The organism is Secundilactobacillus malefermentans (assembly GCF_008033155.1).
GTDB classification, from domain to species: Bacteria; Bacillota; Bacilli; order Lactobacillales; family Lactobacillaceae; genus Secundilactobacillus; species Secundilactobacillus malefermentans.
In genome coordinates this window covers 1,129,449-1,145,710 of record NZ_CP042371.1, presented here as the reverse complement: position 1 = coordinate 1,145,710, position 16,262 = coordinate 1,129,449, and the positions used below count along the sequence as shown (strand labels likewise).

18 protein-coding genes and 1 tRNA gene are annotated in these 16,262 nt (G+C 42.4%); 8 read left to right on the top strand and 11 right to left on the bottom strand.

Annotated elements, in window-relative coordinates:
• Positions 1–339 precede the first annotated feature (339 nt).
• Positions 340–807 (bottom strand): hypothetical protein, encoded by a 468-nt coding sequence (locus tag FGL90_RS05475; protein WP_147657233.1) that lies wholly within the window; start codon positions 805–807, stop codon positions 340–342.
• 242 nt (positions 808–1,049) lie between these two features.
• Between FGL90_RS05475 and FGL90_RS05470 the strand changes: the two genes are divergently transcribed.
• Positions 1,050–1,271 carry a hypothetical protein gene (locus FGL90_RS05470; protein WP_010620382.1) on the top strand — a complete coding sequence of 74 codons (222 nt, stop codon included), beginning with the start codon at positions 1,050–1,052 and terminating at the stop codon, positions 1,269–1,271.
• 2 nt (positions 1,272–1,273) lie between these two features.
• Positions 1,274–1,690: a type II toxin-antitoxin system death-on-curing family toxin gene (locus tag FGL90_RS05465; protein ID WP_010620383.1), complete on the top strand. Its 417-nt coding sequence runs from the start codon at positions 1,274–1,276 to the stop codon at positions 1,688–1,690.
• Positions 1,691–2,205: 515 nt separating this feature from the next.
• Here the strand turns inward: FGL90_RS05465 and FGL90_RS05460 are convergent.
• From FGL90_RS05460 to FGL90_RS05450, 3 genes are all read right to left on the bottom strand, one after another.
• Positions 2,206–3,108 carry a hypothetical protein gene (locus FGL90_RS05460; RefSeq protein WP_147657231.1) on the bottom strand — a complete coding sequence of 301 codons (903 nt, stop codon included), beginning with the start codon at positions 3,106–3,108 and terminating at the stop codon, positions 2,206–2,208.
• A 427-nt stretch (positions 3,109–3,535) separates the two neighbouring features.
• A tRNA-Arg gene (locus tag FGL90_RS05455) sits at positions 3,536–3,607 on the bottom strand.
• A gap of 48 nt (positions 3,608–3,655) precedes the next feature.
• The gene (locus tag FGL90_RS05450) at positions 3,656–3,982 is read right to left on the bottom strand and encodes a hypothetical protein (protein ID WP_010620387.1); all 327 of its coding nucleotides are present in this window, start codon (positions 3,980–3,982) and stop codon (positions 3,656–3,658) included.
• Between the two features lie 143 nt (positions 3,983–4,125).
• Between FGL90_RS05450 and FGL90_RS05445 the strand changes: the two genes are divergently transcribed.
• From FGL90_RS05445 to FGL90_RS05435, 3 genes are read left to right on the top strand one after another with little or no spacing between them, the layout of a single operon-like run.
• Entirely contained in the window at positions 4,126–4,617 is a 492-nt protein-coding gene (locus FGL90_RS05445; RefSeq protein ID WP_010620388.1) for a MarR family winged helix-turn-helix transcriptional regulator, read from the top strand.
• Between the two features lie 19 nt (positions 4,618–4,636).
• Positions 4,637–5,266 carry an NAD(P)H-hydrate epimerase gene (locus tag FGL90_RS05440; RefSeq protein WP_010620389.1) on the top strand — a complete coding sequence of 210 codons (630 nt, stop codon included), beginning with the start codon at positions 4,637–4,639 and terminating at the stop codon, positions 5,264–5,266.
• On the top strand, positions 5,259–5,591 hold the full coding sequence (locus FGL90_RS05435; protein ID WP_010620390.1) for a DsrE family protein: 333 nt from the start codon (positions 5,259–5,261) through the stop codon (positions 5,589–5,591). Before FGL90_RS05440 ends, FGL90_RS05435 begins: the two co-directional genes overlap by 8 nt.
• Positions 5,592–5,624: 33 nt before the next feature.
• Here FGL90_RS05435 and FGL90_RS05430 read toward each other — a convergent pair whose 3' ends face one another.
• From FGL90_RS05430 to FGL90_RS05420, 3 genes are all read right to left on the bottom strand, one after another.
• A complete protein-coding gene (locus tag FGL90_RS05430) occupies positions 5,625–6,416 on the bottom strand; it encodes a hypothetical protein (protein WP_147657229.1) in 792 nt (263 codons plus the stop codon).
• Positions 6,417–6,494: 78 nt separating this feature from the next.
• Complete coding sequence (locus FGL90_RS05425) at positions 6,495–7,835, bottom strand: dipeptidase (protein ID WP_010620392.1); 1,341 nt, start codon at positions 7,833–7,835, stop codon at positions 6,495–6,497.
• Positions 7,836–7,854: 19 nt separating this feature from the next.
• A complete protein-coding gene (locus FGL90_RS05420; protein WP_404814653.1) occupies positions 7,855–9,369 on the bottom strand; it encodes a YfcC family protein in 1,515 nt (504 codons plus the stop codon).
• Between the two features lie 205 nt (positions 9,370–9,574).
• Between FGL90_RS05420 and FGL90_RS05415 the strand changes: the two genes are divergently transcribed.
• A complete protein-coding gene (locus FGL90_RS05415) occupies positions 9,575–10,135 on the top strand; it encodes a M15 family metallopeptidase (RefSeq protein WP_147657226.1) in 561 nt (186 codons plus the stop codon).
• Between the two features lie 312 nt (positions 10,136–10,447).
• Here FGL90_RS05415 and FGL90_RS05410 read toward each other — a convergent pair whose 3' ends face one another.
• The gene (locus FGL90_RS05410; protein WP_010620395.1) at positions 10,448–11,065 is read right to left on the bottom strand and encodes an LVIS_2131 family protein; all 618 of its coding nucleotides are present in this window, start codon (positions 11,063–11,065) and stop codon (positions 10,448–10,450) included.
• 140 nt (positions 11,066–11,205) lie between these two features.
• On the opposite strand from FGL90_RS05410, the gene FGL90_RS05405 reads away from it, so the two are divergent.
• Together FGL90_RS05405 and FGL90_RS05400 are read left to right on the top strand one after the other, a co-directional pair.
• Entirely contained in the window at positions 11,206–12,156 is a 951-nt protein-coding gene (locus FGL90_RS05405) for a linear amide C-N hydrolase (protein ID WP_147657224.1), read from the top strand.
• 226 nt (positions 12,157–12,382) lie between these two features.
• Entirely contained in the window at positions 12,383–12,862 is a 480-nt protein-coding gene (locus tag FGL90_RS05400; RefSeq protein WP_010620397.1) for a C40 family peptidase, read from the top strand.
• 191 nt (positions 12,863–13,053) lie between these two features.
• Here the strand turns inward: FGL90_RS05400 and FGL90_RS05395 are convergent, their stop codons facing one another.
• From FGL90_RS05395 to FGL90_RS05385, 3 genes are all read right to left on the bottom strand, one after another.
• Positions 13,054–13,896 (bottom strand): aldo/keto reductase, encoded by an 843-nt coding sequence (locus FGL90_RS05395; protein ID WP_147657222.1) that lies wholly within the window; start codon positions 13,894–13,896, stop codon positions 13,054–13,056.
• Between the two features lie 71 nt (positions 13,897–13,967).
• On the bottom strand, positions 13,968–15,044 hold the full coding sequence (locus FGL90_RS05390) for an aspartate-semialdehyde dehydrogenase (protein ID WP_010620399.1): 1,077 nt from the start codon (positions 15,042–15,044) through the stop codon (positions 13,968–13,970).
• Positions 15,045–15,066: 22 nt separating this feature from the next.
• Positions 15,067–16,260, bottom strand: coding sequence for an aminotransferase class I/II-fold pyridoxal phosphate-dependent enzyme (locus FGL90_RS05385; RefSeq protein WP_010620400.1), 1,194 nt, complete (start codon positions 16,258–16,260; stop codon positions 15,067–15,069).
• Positions 16,261–16,262 lie beyond the last annotated feature (2 nt).

Below are 16,262 nucleotides of genomic sequence, written 5' to 3'. Positions count from 1 at the left end.
TTTTTGTCCGCACCCAGACTAGATGTTAATCTGCCGTATCTATAAGCCCATACTACAATAGTCGCATCTCATTAATGAAAGCTGGTAATAAAATGAAATTAGATAATAAATACCAGCTCAATATCAAGCAAAAATGCCTCACAATCGTTAGATTTATTTGTCTAACAATTATGAAGCACTTCATAATTTCTCCAAGGTAAATATATTTATTATCATGTCCAAGTTTAATTTCTCTTGGTATTAGGCAAACAAGAATGTTCATTAAACCATATTATGATTATTTTTTTCTTTTCCTCTATGCAATAACGGTCCGCCTCATTTGGATGGGTCGTTATTGATCTATTTTCTGTAGTAATAACCTACTACATTTCCTTGATAATCAAAGTCATAACTGTAACTCTTAAGTACCTTTACTTTGTGACCATTATGTTTTTTTCTTACTGCCTTTAAATGCCATATTTCATCTGAACCTGCTCCACCAATTGCCCAATAGCCTTTAGAACCTTTATGTTTGCTAACATATAAGGCTGGTTTTGTAGTTCCACTAAGAAACTTTTTTCCTGACACTCCCCAGGCACCAGATTGCTTTCTTCCGTAACGGTAATTGGCAACGTAAAATTTATATTTTGTAATCCTTAAGTATTGAGAATTACCATCATAATCTCTATGTGTAGTCCACTTGCCTCTCAATGAGACCGGTGTCGTTTTGTAATGACTTTTGGCTGATACCGATTGAGTCGAACTTGAAAATAATGTGAATCCAATAATTGCTGCAAAAATTAAAACTATAAATCTAAACTTTTTCATTTTTGAAACCCCATCCTATAAGTAGTTGATCTAATCCATTCATTAGAACACATAAATAGTATATCATCTACCGTATAAAAAAAGCCTCTACAAGTGAACCCCGAGCGATAAAGAATCAAGTAAGCAGAATTAGTTGCGTTTTGTACGATAAATCCAATTATATTTTGTAATGCAGCTTGACATACGTCTTGCATATGCCAAAATCATGTGTTAACTTATTGCTAATGGAAGGAATGATACTCATGCCAAAAACTGTTAAAACTCGTAAAGTTGCTAAATCTACTGTCATCACTGTTCCAAGTGAATTAAATGTGCCCACTGATGTTCAATTTAAGCCATCAGTCAATGAACACGGAGATTTAATTTTTAAACGAATTGACCAATTAAATCAAGAAGAAGCTACAAGCATTACTGAATTTATTGATCAATTTAAACCAGTTCTTGAATATTTAAAGGACCGATAATTATGAAGCTTAAATACTTAACAGTCCAGCAACTTATTGAGATAAATAAGCAGGTTGTACTTCAAGTTGGCGGGACCAATCATGGTGTTCAATCTGTTGAAAGTTTACATGTTGTTATTGAGCAACCGGCTCAGATCGTATTCGGTCACGAATTGTACCCGACGATTTGGTTAAAAGCTGCTTTTATCCTGCAAAAAATTACCAAAAAGCATGTTTTCGTGGATGGTAACAAACGAACCGCTTTGATGGCGAGTCTTTATTTTGTTAATCAAAATGGCTACCAACTGATTAACAACAAAATTGTTAATCAAGCTGGCGACTTTGTTCTTTCAGTTACCAATTCGCCTGACAACGAAGAAACCATGCAGCAAATTGCCAACTGGTTACAAGAAATTCATAAAAAAAGCCCGAGCAGCTAAAAAGCCGCTCAAGCTTATAAACATTTCCGTACCAAAGCTTTTGAAATGATGCGTTCTCCGAGGACTCAAGGCTGGTCTACGGGAATAGTATAGGCTGAGTTGCAATGATTTATCAGCAATTTTCATTCTGATTAAGGTTCTAATTGAACACAATTTAAAGTCGTTTGCTGTAAGAATAATTTGATGAGGGCAAGTAATAGTTCAACTTATAGCTGGACTATTTTTTTTATGATAATTTACCACCTAAAACCAGTATTCATTTGACGGGTGTTCCATTCAATTTTTGTCTATTTATTTCGCACTCTCGGGCTGTTTTCTAAACATCGAGGCAGGCATATTCTTAATCTGTTCCATAAATGCTTCATCTTCTTTGATTTTCTTAGGCGTGCGATGACCTTTATCAACTGTAAGGGGACTATCCAGTTCACCCCACCATCGTTTATCCGAATATGGTTTTTTAGTAACTGAATTTTGTTTTCTTAGTGTAGCTTTACCATATGCAAGTCTCCTTGTTATTATACAGTCGTTTTTTCCTTTTCCCTTTTTTTCATATCAGCTTTTATTTTTTTCGTAAATTCAGCTTGCTTTTGTTTCTCCTCTGCTTCTCCATAACTCTTATCAACTTTGATTAACGGAAAGATATCTTGGCTCATAAAATCCGCATATTCTTTCTTGATTTCTTCACTTTCAGGTAGGAGTTTTGGCATGAAATTGTAAACTTGTATACCCGTAAACTCAAGTTTTACAATCTCATTCACCTCAGTGATGCCCCAAAGTTCAATTCTTTGAACTTTTTTTACAGTTTCTTCTTTTTTTGCCGTATTATCAAAATACGAACTAAACAACCACGTGATGTAAAAAATTGTCGCGCCTTTTGCGTCATCAGTCATTTGCGGTATTATAAATAAATCTGCAGGTCTAAGGACGAGCTTGCCCCCTGGCCTCAAAGAATCAAATGGAGAATAAGTTATTCGAACTATAACATCATAAAAATTATTTTTTGATATGTTATACAAGCTTATACCGGGTATTCTATCCTCATCAACTCTCTGCATTGAAGTGAACGCTTTGTATCTTTGATTCCGTTTTTCCGTTGTTTCATTTGGATACTCCTGAATGACTCTAGGCAAAACTTCGTTCAATGCAATTGAACCGACTACGACCCTAATTTTAGGGCGCTTAGACTCTTGTGATTTTTTCTTATCAACTCTTATCTGGATTCTTATTTGTAAATACACACCAACTATCCCTATAATTGCTCCGAGGTAACCGCCCCAGAATCCTAACCATCCGTCATCCGTGCCTCCAGGAACATTTAAAAAAATCGTTATTATTCCTAGTCGTACCAAAAACGGGGTAGCAATAGCTACGATCGCAAGCCCTAAAAAGATCGTTATTTTTTTTGATTTTTCTGTCAATTGATATCCCCCAAACATTCCATTAATAAAAGCATAACAAAACCCCAGCACTTCTGCTAGGGCGATGTATATACTTCAATTATTGAAGACTTGATCAAAAGTTTTACTTTGTAGCTTTCATCCCACATTTAGAGGCCATTTTTACATCACTTATAAGTTTAACCTAAAGCCAATTACGCCTCATGGCTTAAGCATTCTGTGGCCACCGTACTGAGTGAAGCTGGCGTGCCATTAAAAGTAATCGAGTTACAACTTGGCAATTCTGACATTGGCGTTTTGCTTACCCATTACATTCATTTAGATGAAAAAATGAAGCAAGATACTGCTCAAAAACTATCCGAATTTGTCGGTTTTAAATACATTTGCTGTAAAAATGCTGTAGGCAAAATAAAAAACGCCATTACATCAGCGTTTAAGAAAGGTTTTATGCGCTCCCCGAGAGTCGAACTCGGATCATGAGGACCGAAATCTCATGTGCTATCCATTACACTAAGAGCGCCTTACATACTTAATAATAAAGGTAAATAAATATTCATGCAACCCTTTTTTATTGTCCGCGAGCAATTTTTCCGGCTTGATCTTCTAAATAGGTAAAGACAAAGTCCGGACTAGCCTTGAAGTCGTCGACAAAACTAGCTCCCTGTGGCTTAACCTCTTTCAAAAAATCGCCAGTAATATCGTATACATTCAGCTTATCATCCTCTAATTTAGCAGAATCATAATGACCATCCTCGGCAGTTTCCAAATAGGCATCCAGAGATTTAGCCACGGTATCCATAATTACTGAACTTTCATTAGCAATCTGTCCGGCTTTGTTCAATTGTTCGACCTTATAGTCGACTTCTTCCATCGTAACTGGCACATCAATTTCCATTGCTGATTCTCCTTAAAATTTACCGCTGTAACTTGCATAAATTTGCGGTAAAATAGAATTGATGAAGTATTTTAAATAAAAACTCATCCAGAGGCTATTGTACCTGATTCAAAATCAAATAACCACATGAAAGGAGTTTCGCCGTGGACGCTCAAGATAAATATCTATCACTTTCAACCTACGTTGCCATTTTGCACCGCCAACTTCAAAGGGATATGAATCAGCTACTCGTTGAAGATAAGTTACCAGTCAATATTACCGAGATATACCTAATGGTCCTTATCATGGAAACTGATGGTGTTAATCAACGCCAAGCCGCGCAAACTTTGGCAGTTGATGAAGGCCTCATGACTCGAATGGTGAAGCACCTCGTCACCCTTAACTTCATTGAAAAAACGAACTCACCAGAAGACAAACGTAACAAATTGCTGACATTGACTGAAGCCGGAAAAAAATTGCTTGAACATGGTTTAGGTCGTTTCCAAAACTGGTGGCGAAGCTTTCTTCCTGATGTAAAGGGCATGGACCTCGATATTCAGGAACTTGCCGATAATATTCAAAAGATTTCGCAAGCTGTCGTTGATAACGACAGCAACGGATCGGATCATAAAATAAAAACAAGTCACGAAAACTAATTTCAATGGAGGCGTTAATTTGACGAATCCAATTTTTTCAATCAAACAGGCTCAGGCGGCAGACGCGTTTACCATGAACCAGATTGGCATCCCATCCGCTGTTTTAATGGAACGAGCAGCTTTAGCGGTCGCCGATGCACTATTTGACCATTACGATTTAACAAAGGTTCTTGTCGTCGCAGCCACCGGTAACAACGGTGGCGACGGCTTGGCGGTTGCCCGTTTGCTTAAAGTTAAGGGCATTGATGTTGCCGTTCTTCAATTAGGAAAACCAGCTAATGCGACCGATGAAACTAAGCGTCAACAAAAAATTTGCGCGTACTATCAAATTCCATTTTTAACTTCCATATCTGATTTTAGCGTCTATACAACGTTGGTTGATGCTATTTTTGGCGTTGGTTTGGCTCGTCCAGTTGAGGGCCATTTTGCGGATGTCATCACTCAAATGAATGCCGCACCCGCTAACATAATGGCAATCGATGTTCCATCCGGAATCGACGCTGATTCGGGCGAAGTTAAGGGCACCGCTATCCAGGCAACCGAAACCGTCACGATGGCCGCAAACAAGCTCGGCTTCACGAAGCCACAAAGCCAGCCATATACCGGCAAAGTCATCGTAGCAGATATTGGGGTTTATGCGCATGAATAAAATTGTCTTTCACATCGATGAATTGGCACATTGGGAGCACACCCTATCGAACATTCATAATCTATTAACCTATGCAACTGAACAAAAACTCGAGATTCAAATTAAGGTCCTAGTTAATGGTGACGCCATCATGGGCTACCTGATGCCTAGCTACATTGATGAAATTGTATCACTAAGTAACGTCAACTTCAGAGCCTGCAATAACTCGCTAAAGAGCCACGCAATCAACCCAGACCAGTTACCAAAATCGGTCACGGTTGTGCCAGTTGGCGTTTATGATTTGTTGCAGCTGCAGGATCAAGGATACCGATATGTTAAACCATAAAAAATTGCGAAGCCAACTGGCCTCGCAATTTTTTTAGTTTACAACCGTATACTCATCAATCGTTTTTCCGTTCGAATCTTTCAAAATGAGCCACCCGTTGGCGCCCGCAAAGTACAGAAAGAGCCCAACTTCATTGACGCTTTTCAAAATAATATCCTCAGTCGTGGTAAAATCCTCAAATTGATTGGCATGTTCATCCCGCAACTTTTGTGCAAATCGCGCCGAAAACCCGAGCGAGCCATCCTTATTCAAAGGCGCATCCGGCGCCATCTTGGCGCCCTTTTTAATCAGCATTTCATTCCGTTTAATCCAGCGAGTCGTTGCCTGACTGCCTGCATAATCTACGAAGAAATCAATGTCACTAACTGCCTTATTCCAGCGATGCTGCGCCTTTGCTGGTTTCTTTTTGGCTGGAACAGCTTTTTTTGCAACTGAATAGCCGAACTGACTTAGGATAAATTGCAGTTGATCCGTTATCTTCGCCATAATGGCGCTTTGGCTCGCTGGCAGCTTTTTTGCTTTTTGCGTTTCGACAACAAGGTCATTTCCGGCTTCTTGGGCGACTTCTGCAAGTTTTAACGCAAGGTAGTCTGGCTCAAAGTCCCAATCTCCGATGATCGTCATGATTTGGTCAAATGAAACATCTAGTTTGGGCGTTTCGGCAGCGGTAATCCCAACCAAATGGCGTTCCTGCCATAACAAATTAACGCCTTGCGCCTTTTTCCCAATTTTGTTGGTATCGTGCACTTCAATTTGATAATCAAAATCATCTGACCGAATCATTAAAACGTCGTCCGTTATTTCAACTGATAAATTAAGTTTCATCCCTATTCTCCCAACCTTTTATTTGAGCTCATTATACCAAAAAAGGTGACAGCATTCCGCTATCACCTCTTCGTTTATCTAGTCGACACAGAGCTTGTAAACTGCCTGTGCGTAAATTTCCATCGCCTTAAACATCGAGTCTAATTCCCATTGCTCGTTGACCTGGTGCATGTAGTCGGGCGTGCCTGGCAGCATGGCCCCGAATGCCACACACTGGTTCATTGTTCGAGCATAGGTTGCGCCACCGGATATCTGAGGCTCCGACTTCATGTCGCCGGTTTGCTCCTGGTAAACGGCCATCAGCGTTTTCACGAGTTCGCCGTCTTTCGGCACGTAAAGTGGTGCCAAATAGTCGAAGTGCTCGTATTTAAGCTGATATTCTGCAACTTTATCAGTTAAATTCTGAATTAACTGATCATGGTCAACCGTCACAGGAATTCGCATATCGATTTGCATGCGGGTTTCCTTTGGCGTGATATCCAATGATGAAATGTTAAACGTCAAATGACCTGATGCCTCATCGGAAACGTCGCCGAGAACGTTAGCCCCCGTTGCATCTTCCTTGAAACATTTGCCAATAAAGTCGAGTGCGGGGATTCCATCGAACACCTTATCCAGGGCCATTGCCAAACGGAGCACGGCGTTGGTTCCCTGTGGTGCCAGCATTGCGTGGACTGATTTACCAGTCACAACGAGATGCTGATCGTCGGAATTGTATGAGAATCCAAGCTCTCCTAAAGCCTTTTTAACCTCTTCCAGTTTTGGTCCGCTGTAGGCTGCTTTGGCCGGAACCGCATTGAAGGCGTTGTCCAAATGGAGTTCGAGTTGATCAGAACCCGGCCCCACTAGGTAGGATTGTTGTAATCCTTTTTCTGCGTAAATTAGTGGGAACTCAGCGTCTGGCGCAATTCCGCTCGTGATTGGCTCTTCCTTTTTATTGTAAACAGCGATTCCTCGCCAAAGGGTTTCCTCATCAGTTCCGAAGATAAATCGAATTCGTTGATTGAATTCGTATCCTTGGTCCATCAAGGCCTTCACGGCGTAAATTGCGGCAATTGTCGGTCCCTTATCATCTTGGGTTCCCCGACCATGAATGACACCATCCTTGACCACTCCGGTAAATGGATCCGTTTCCCAGTCGGCGGGGTCGCCTGCTGGCACAACGTCGGTATGACCGATGATTCCAAATATTTTATCGCCAGAACCTACTTCGGCATAGCCGTAGTAGCCCTCTGGATCAACGTAAGTGGTGAATCCGAGCTCGTCACAAATTGAGAGAATTTCATCGAGCGCGTCCCGAATGGGTTTACCAAATGGGGCATTCATTGTTTTATCTTGTGAATAAGATGGATGACTTACCATCCGTTTTAAAGCCTCGACAGCTTGATTTTGTTGCTTTTCAGTGACTAATTTTGTCATGTTTTGACCCCCTTATTTATTATAGAATTGCTGCAACTCCAAGGAATACAGCGGTAATTAGGAAGATATAAATCATTAATTTGAACATCCACTTCCACCAAATGTTGATGTTAACGTGGGCAATTGCAAGGGCCCCCATCACAACACCTGAAGTTGGTGTAATCAAGTTAACCCAGCCAGATGCAGCTTGGTAAGCCGTCACAACAAGGCTACTATCAACACCAGCAAACTTACCCATTGGTCCAATAATTCCCATCGTTGCGGCTGCAAGTCCGGAAGTTGATGGAATTAGGAATGACATTGGAATGTAGAAAATGTACGTAATGATGATGAAGACACTTTGTGATAGGCTCTTAAGACCAACTTCGCCCCAATGAAGAACCGTATCCGTAATCATCCCATCGTTCATCACAACTTGAATTCCACGGGCAACGGCCACGATAATGGCAACGCTGAGGAATTCAGCCATTCCCTTCATGAAGGCATCCATGAAGTCTTTTTCTTTCATACGGAATACGAACATGATAATCACTGACATTAAGAGGAACAGCATGGTAATCTCACTGAAGTACCATGTTCCAAATGGTGCCATGTCACTACCAACTAAGTTTCCTAAGAATGGAATTGCGGTGAACCATTTGGTAAATGAATTGAAGAATGTGAAGTTTTCGTTAATTGAGTCCCAAGGAATAAGCCCAACAATCATAATGACAAATGTGAGTGCAAACAGCCAGATAACAGCACGTTGACGACCACTCATTTTTTCATTACTGTCTGTTCTTTCTTCGATTGAGAATCGTTTGTTATCTTCTTGACGTTGATTATAAACAAGTGATTTCGTCGGATCTTTTTCAATCACCGAAGCATAGTGATAAACGTACCAAATACTAACAACGACTAATATAATCAGGAGTAACAGTCTTGAGAATAGACCATCACCCGGAGAAATATTCAAGGTTTGAGATGCAACCCCCGTGGCAAACGGGTTAACGGTTGATGCAAGACACCCAACCTGAGAACCAACCAGCACGATTGCAACCGCAACCAGCGAGTCAAATCCCACACCCATCATAACTGGAATCAAAAGTGGGTAAAAGGCGATGGTTTCTTCAGCCATCCCGTAAGTTGACCCACCGATAGCGAATAAAATCATTAAAAGTGGAATAAGTGCTTTTTCTTTGCCCTTATACCGGCTAACTATGGAACTAATTCCGTCATCGAGTGCCCGGGTTTTGTTAACAACTCCCAGGAACCCACCGATTACAAGGATGAAGAGTGAAACCGAAATTGCCCCCTCAGTCTTGTCATTACCAACCATCCCAAATACTGGTGCCATGAAAACGTCCCAAATTCCTTGAGGATCACTGGTAACCGATTTGTAGGTATGGGCAATGATGTTCCCCGCCTTATCGGTTGAGTAGCTACCGGCTGGAATAATCCAAGTCAGAACTGCTACCAAGATAATAATGAAAAATAAGATCGTGAACGCGGAAGGCATTTTAAAACGACGCTTAGGCTTATTTGATGCTTGCATAATTTTCATCTCCTTTGATCATATTGTACTAGATTTGTAACCGATTTCATTGTACAAATAATTCATTAAGTTTATATGAAATTTCTTAGACTTTTTATAACTTTATGCTTAATATGCGAAATAATTCACATTTCAATCTCATTAATTGCTTACGCCCCTACTTATCGATATACTTGGCCTATATTGTATTTCTGGAGGCCTACAAATGGTTAAGAAAAATGAGTTCATGAACGTTTTAAGTGTTGATCCCGACATTATCGTCGATTTGCGCTACGCAACGTCAAATAATTTCACCCATGAAGTTATATACGATTTTAAGACCGCAATTTCACGAACCGGAACCGTCAAAAAATTAGGTGAGGCCAGCGAAGCGTTAAAAAAGCAAGGCTACCGTTTGAAAATATGGGACGCTTTTCGACCAATTGAAGCGCAACGCCACTTATTCGAGGTCTACCCTGATCCCATGTGGGTTGCCACACCAGACCCAAACTACTCCCACCAAAAAGGGGTCACATTTGATTTGACGCTCACCGATATGGCTGGTAACGAAATGGAAATGCAAACCGCCTTTGACGACTTTTCGGGTAAAGCCAAACGAACAGAATCCCGTACCCCGGAACAGGAAAAGAACTATCAAATTTTAAATACGGCAATGACGGAGGCTGGCTTTGTCGGGTACATCAATGAATGGTGGGACTACCGTGACGCTGATATGGATAGTTATGGCCCAGCGCAGGCGGATCCAAATGATTACGAATTGAAATAGAAATCAAAAAGGCGACAATTCTCAACCAGGTAAAATCTGGGGAGAATTGCCGTCTTTCTATTTGTATGAAAAATCAATTACCATGTCAATTTGACAGTGAATGTTAGTCATAAAGGTCATTGCCATCAGTGGTGAAATTGAGCGAGCCAATTTATTGGCTGCTCAAACGGGCATCCTTGAGACCGTCCTTTGGCTCAAGGTGGTCGCACCACGTTCCATGGCGAAATGACCAAAAGACGAAGGCTTTGAGTATTTTGTTGTTTTGTTGTTTACCTGTCCGTACTCGAATTAAAACGAGTTATATCACACTCTCTACTTCATAAACGACTGATCCGGAATCCTAATTACCGTAAATCGGTTTGCCAACCGACCGGCATGCAATCCAATGCCATTCCAGAATGTCTTCTTATACGTTGTCTCGACCACACCAACCCACGCCTTTTGATAGCGGGTATCCATGTGCTTGACCTTCTTCTTATCCCATTTGTACGTGCTGGCAACCAAATTAATCGGATGGTCACCCATTGTCACCGTGGCATCATTGCTCGATACCTGATACTTTTCGCCCTTGGTATAGTACGTATAGTGCTGAATTGGATGACGCCCGTTCCCAGTTTTCACCGTCACGTAGGCGGCAGGATCCGTTTCCGTACTCAAAACAATTGGCTCATAGTGGACGGCTTCCGTCACCCGATTTGTCTTTAATTTGGAAACGTCTTGCAGAAAGGTTGCGTAACTCATACCCCAAAAGGCCAGCAAAAAGACAACCAATTCAACTGCAGAAATTCCCAAATTTTGCCAAGAGAAACTGCGCTTTTCTTTGACAATTAGCTTTAGCCGCCGAACTCGCATATTGTGAACCATCCAAATTAGGTAAATCAGCAATAGTAGCCAAAGTCCCATCCCAATCAAATTCCAGGTTGATTTCATTTGCCCCGTTCTCCTTCTCACTTCATAATACTGTCATTATACCCTATCCACGGTTTCCCGTGAACACACAGCCGTCATTCCATTTATTTTAATCGAGATAGCCTATAATGGAAACAAATTGACTTAAAGAGATGATGAAATTGTGTACTAGCTTAACTCTCCATACCAAATCAGATCACCAATTATTGGCGCGAACAATGGACTTCCCGACAACCACCCCTTGGCAGCCAATCTATTTGCCGGCCGGAGAAACGTGGCGGTCAATTTTCATGCCAAATAAACATACCAAATATGCCATTCTGGGCAGCGGGCGAACGCTTGACCAGTTTCGCCTAATGGGTGACGGCTTTAACAGCGCTGGACTAGCCTGTGCTGAACTATATTTCCCGAACCGTGCCGTTTATCATGACGCACCAGTTTCAGGCAAACAAAATTTGACGCCGCAGGATTTAATTCTGTGGTTTTTGGGCAACTACGGTTCCATTGCAGAAATTGAAGCTGATTTACCAAACATTGCCCTCATCGGCCAAGTTTGGTTCAAGGAAAATAAAGTTTACCCATTTCACTGGATTCTAACGGATAAATCTGGCAGAACAGCAGTGCTAGAACCAACCTCTTTGGAATTAAAATTAGTCGATGATCCCGTCGCCGTTTTAACCAATACACCTGAACTAGCAAATCATATTGGCCGTCTCAATCAATTTTTGAACGTTGATGAACCGACCTTTAATGAAGAAACAGTTCATGCCGCCCAAACCTATTTAGCCTCAAACACGCCGCTCCCTAAAGGACCCGTTCCAACTAAACGATTCATTTCTGCGGCGATTAATCGTTGGGGGCAGAAGCTGCCCGACACTGATGAACAGGCTGAAACTGAACTGTTTGACACCCTCGAACAAGTGGCCCTGCCACTGGATCCAGCAAAGATTGCCAGAAGTAACCACAATTACACGCATTATGAGAGTGTTTTGAACCTCGAAACTCAAATTTATTATTACAGGGCCATGACAAATCATCGCCTTCAGCGGATTTCTTTGCTTGATTTAGCAAAGAATGGCGAAAAAAAGATGATTATTTTTCCAAATGAGTAAGTTTTTTTCTTATCTTTCCATTCTTTAATTAAATCTTAATAGCTTGCTATGACGGCGTTTATAGCCGTCTTTTTTATTGTTTCCATAAGTTAAATTACACTATGTTTCTGAGCTTAATCTAATCGAAAATGGTTTGAAACCCTCCTGTAACGTCCTGTTGGTAAACTATAAACATTGAATCAAGCAGACAAAAACAAAAAACATTCAGGGGAGCGTACAACTTTAAATGAAATCAAAAGCAATCAAATTTATCTTAACGGTGGTCGCAGTTCTAGGTCTTTCAATCGTTGCAACTAGCTTACATAACCAATCAACAGCTTCAGCAGCAACAAAGCCTTCATACTCAAAGATTTACAAGGTTGCTAAAAAGCAATTAGGCAAACCTTATGGCTGGGGTTCAACCGGCCCATCACGTTTTGACTGTTCAGGTTTAACAAAATACGTTTTCAAAAAGGGCGCTAACAAAACCATTGTTCGAACTGCCCAATCACAATATAACCACTACAAGAAAGTTTCTCGCAAAAACCTTAAAAAAGGTGATCTTGCATTCTTCGGTGGCAGCAAGCGTAGTATCAGCCACGTCGGTATGTACATTGGTAATGGTAAAATGATTGATTCACAAAATCGTGGCGTCATTGTTGAAAGCATCAGTGCACCATGGTGGCATGCAGTTGGTTACGCACGAGTAACTGATTTAGCTAAATAATTAAATGCCTAAAGTAAACCCAGCCGGTTCTCAAGTGAACGGCTGGGTTTTTTGATTGCTAAATGGACAGCAAAATAAGCCACAAAAAGGGAGCCCGGCAAGGGGCTCCCTTTTTGTGTAGCCATGTTCAAATTCATTCACCTATAATACTACCATAATTATCGGAAAATTCAACCAACCTTGAACTCGTTTTAAATGACTTCCAGACTTTGTTTACTGGTTGGTTCGGGAAAATCTTGATTCAAAAGCGCCAACTCTTGGTCACTCAATTTAATCTCTAGTGCCGCGATATTCGACTGTACATGCTTGGCTTGACTGGCTTTTGGAATGCTCAAAACCTGATGATTGCGCGTCACCCACGCTAATAGAATTTGCTGGACGGTCGACTCGTGTGCTGCAGCAATTTTCGACAGCGCTGGTGACTCAATCGATTTGCCATTGCCTGACCCAAATGGCGAATACCCAATAAATGGAATCGATCGTTTGGCCTGCCAAGGCAGTAGGTCAAATTCAACTCCCCGCGATTGGAGATTATAGAGGTCTTCATTTGCGAATACCTCCGCCCCATTTTCAAGACGCAACAGCTCTTCCATATCTGCGGTGTCAAAATTTGAGACTCCCCAATGCTTGATGAGTCCTTCCTGCTGCAACGTTTGCATCCCCTTTACCGTTTCAATCAACGGTGTATTTCCGCGCCAATGCAGTAAATATAGGTCCAAATAGTCAGTCTGAAGCCGCTGCAAACTCTTCTCCAAACTTGCCCGCATTAATTCTGGCGTTGCGTGAAAGGGATAGAACTTTGACGTCACGAACAGCTTTGAGCGATCATAACCTTGAATTGCCTGACCAACCACCGATTCAGCCTTCCCTTCGCCGTACATTTCAGCCGTATCGATGAAGTTAATCTCGTGCTCAATACCGTATCGCAACGCGGTTATTTCTTGTTCCGTCTGCGCCGCATCGCCCTCACCCATGTACCAGGTACCGAGGCCAATTTCGCTTACTTTTTCGCCTTTAAAATCCAAATAATTCATGCGGACACCTCCTACTTCCAGTATACCGTTGCGCGCAAAAAAATCCTGTGATTAACTCACAGGATTTTTATCTATAGCTGACTATTTTCTGGAACCCGGACTAAATCATCCGCCACGAGTCGTTCCGCAATCTGAACGGCATTCCATGCGGCACCCTTCAGCAAATTGTCCGAAACGACCCACATGTTGAACGCGCCTGCATTCTCCAAATCAGGACGAACTCGGCCAACAAACGTGTCCCGCTTGCCCTCTGCTAACAGGGGTTGGGGGTAAATTTGGTGATCCGGATCATCCTGCAACACCACACCTGGTGCCGCTGCTAATTTAGCCTGAATATCCTTCGCAGTCGCCGATTGATCCGCCACTTCAAAGTAAACTGACTCGCCGTGACCCACGGCAACTGGTACCCGAACACAGGTTGCGGTGACCTTAATGTCCCCAGCATCCATGTCGTCGAGCATAATTTTCTTCGTTTCGTGAATCATCTTCCACTCTTCATGTGTGTATCCGTCATCTTCGAACACATCAATCTGAGGTAATAGGTTGAACGCCAACGGATAGTGCTTTTTTTCACCCTTCGTTGGTAAAATTTGAGCGTCCATCTTGTCGCCGTCCAAATGAGCTTGGGCTTCTGCATCTAATTCTTTCCAAGCAGATTGACCAGCGCCGGATGCCGCTTGATACGTTGACACGATGACTTGCTTTAAGCCGTATGCCTGATAAATGGGTGCGAGCGCCACCACCATTTGGATGGTTGAACAGTTTGGATTGGCAATGATGCCATGATGCTTGTACATCGCCTGCTCATTGACTTCCGGAATCACAAGCGGAACGTCTGGATCCATTCGGAAGGCGCTGGTATTGTCGACACAAACGGCTCCACGTTTGACGGCCTCGGGCAGAAACTTTTTAGATACCGAACCGCCCGCTGATGAAAGAACAATGTCGACACCCTCAAATGACTCAGGGGTGGTTTCTTCGACCACAACATTTTCTCCTCTAAATTGGCGGATTTCTCCGGCTGAACGTGCTGATGCCAACAACTTCACCTTTTTTACCGAAATTGCTGACGCTTCTAATTGGTCAATCATTCGGGTTCCAACGGCTCCCGTTGCACCTAATATTGCGACCGTCAAACTTTCGCTCATGTTGCCATCTCCTCAATTTTTGCTAATCAACCGTTACGGCTGTTTCAATAAATTGCTTCATTCGACTCATTGCAAGGCTTAATTTTTCATCTGATGCAGCGTACGAAAAGCGAATGTATCCTTCGCCCCCGGCACCAAATGCACTTCCCGGGGTACCGCCAACTCGCGCTTGTTCTGCCAAATTTTCAGCAAAGGCAACGTCGTCCTGACCATAGCTTTCTGGAATCTTCGCAAATATGTAGAAAGCCCCGTTTGGCGCAACCGTTTCGATTCCCATTTCTGCCAGTGCATCCCTGATAAAGTCCCGTCTGCGTTGGTAAATGGCCTTGGCAGCAATTGGATCCGCTGCCCCGTTTTCCAACGCTTCGGCCGCAGCAGCCTGCGCGGGATTGGATGGAGCAGTTACCATGAACGCGTGCATCTTGGTTGCATTCGCGATAAATCCTGCCGGTGCCACAATGTAACCCATGCGGTAACCCGTCATGGCGTGTGACTTTGACAAGCCATTAATCAAAATAGTTCGTTCAGGAATCTCACAGGCAATCGAATAGTGGCCAACATCGTAGGTTAATTCGTTATAAATCTCATCTGAAATTGCGTACAAATGGTGTTCCCTGATGACTTGGGCTAACCCCTTCACCGTTTCGTGGTCGTATTCGACCCCGGTTGGATTGCTTGGATAGTTGAGTAACACGGCCTTAACCGCGTCCCCCTCCCGTTCCAAAACTTCTTCGAGTCGTTCTGGCGTCAAAATGAAATCATCCTGCGAGGTATCCACCATCACGACCGATGCACCAGTTAAGGTAATAATTGGAAAATAGAGTGCAAACGTTGGGGTTGGCACAATCACCTTGTCACCAGGATTCAACATAGCAAACGTTGTGGCAGTGAGAGCTTCAGTAGCGCCCACCGTAGCAACAATTTCCGTTTCCCAATCGTAGTCTAAATTCTGTGACCGCTTGAGGTAGTGACTAATTGCCTGCCGTAAAGCCGGCGTACCCTTTTGCGCTGAGTAGTGGGAATCATTTTCCGCAATACTGCGAATGGCAGCCTGTTTAACGTGTTCGGGGGTGTTCAAATCTGGCTCGCCAATCGTCAACTTGACGATGCCTGGAATTTTAGATATTTTTTGATCAAACGCCCGAATTCCTGATGGGCCAACTTCATTCAATCGCTGATTAACGAATCCTGTTAAATCACTTGCTAAACGTGGCATAA

Excerpts from the sequence above, each read along its gene's own strand:
- FGL90_RS05475 (WP_147657233.1), bottom strand. The coding sequence starts at position 807 with ATGAAAAAGTTTAGATTTATAGTTTTAATTTTTGCAGCAATTATTGGA.
- FGL90_RS05470 (WP_010620382.1), top strand. The coding sequence starts at position 1,050 with ATGCCAAAAACTGTTAAAACTCGTAAAGTTGCTAAATCTACTGTCATC.
- FGL90_RS05465 (WP_010620383.1), top strand. The coding sequence starts at position 1,274 with ATGAAGCTTAAATACTTAACAGTCCAGCAACTTATTGAGATAAATAAG.
- FGL90_RS05450 (WP_010620387.1), bottom strand. The coding sequence starts at position 3,982 with ATGGAAATTGATGTGCCAGTTACGATGGAAGAAGTCGACTATAAGGTC.
- FGL90_RS05435 (WP_010620390.1), top strand. The coding sequence starts at position 5,259 with ATGAATAAAATTGTCTTTCACATCGATGAATTGGCACATTGGGAGCAC.
- FGL90_RS05430 (WP_147657229.1), bottom strand. The coding sequence starts at position 6,416 with ATGAAACTTAATTTATCAGTTGAAATAACGGACGACGTTTTAATGATT.
- FGL90_RS05425 (WP_010620392.1), bottom strand. The coding sequence starts at position 7,835 with ATGACAAAATTAGTCACTGAAAAGCAACAAAATCAAGCTGTCGAGGCT.
- FGL90_RS05420 (WP_404814653.1), bottom strand. The coding sequence starts at position 9,369 with ATGCAAGCATCAAATAAGCCTAAGCGTCGTTTTAAAATGCCTTCCGCG.
- FGL90_RS05415 (WP_147657226.1), top strand. The coding sequence starts at position 9,575 with ATGGTTAAGAAAAATGAGTTCATGAACGTTTTAAGTGTTGATCCCGAC.
- FGL90_RS05410 (WP_010620395.1), bottom strand. The coding sequence starts at position 11,065 with ATGAAATCAACCTGGAATTTGATTGGGATGGGACTTTGGCTACTATTG.
- FGL90_RS05400 (WP_010620397.1), top strand. The coding sequence starts at position 12,383 with ATGAAATCAAAAGCAATCAAATTTATCTTAACGGTGGTCGCAGTTCTA.
- FGL90_RS05395 (WP_147657222.1), bottom strand. The coding sequence starts at position 13,896 with ATGAATTATTTGGATTTTAAAGGCGAAAAAGTAAGCGAAATTGGCCTC.
- FGL90_RS05390 (WP_010620399.1), bottom strand. The coding sequence starts at position 15,044 with ATGAGCGAAAGTTTGACGGTCGCAATATTAGGTGCAACGGGAGCCGTT.
- FGL90_RS05385 (WP_010620400.1), bottom strand. The coding sequence starts at position 16,260 with ATGCCACGTTTAGCAAGTGATTTAACAGGATTCGTTAATCAGCGATTG.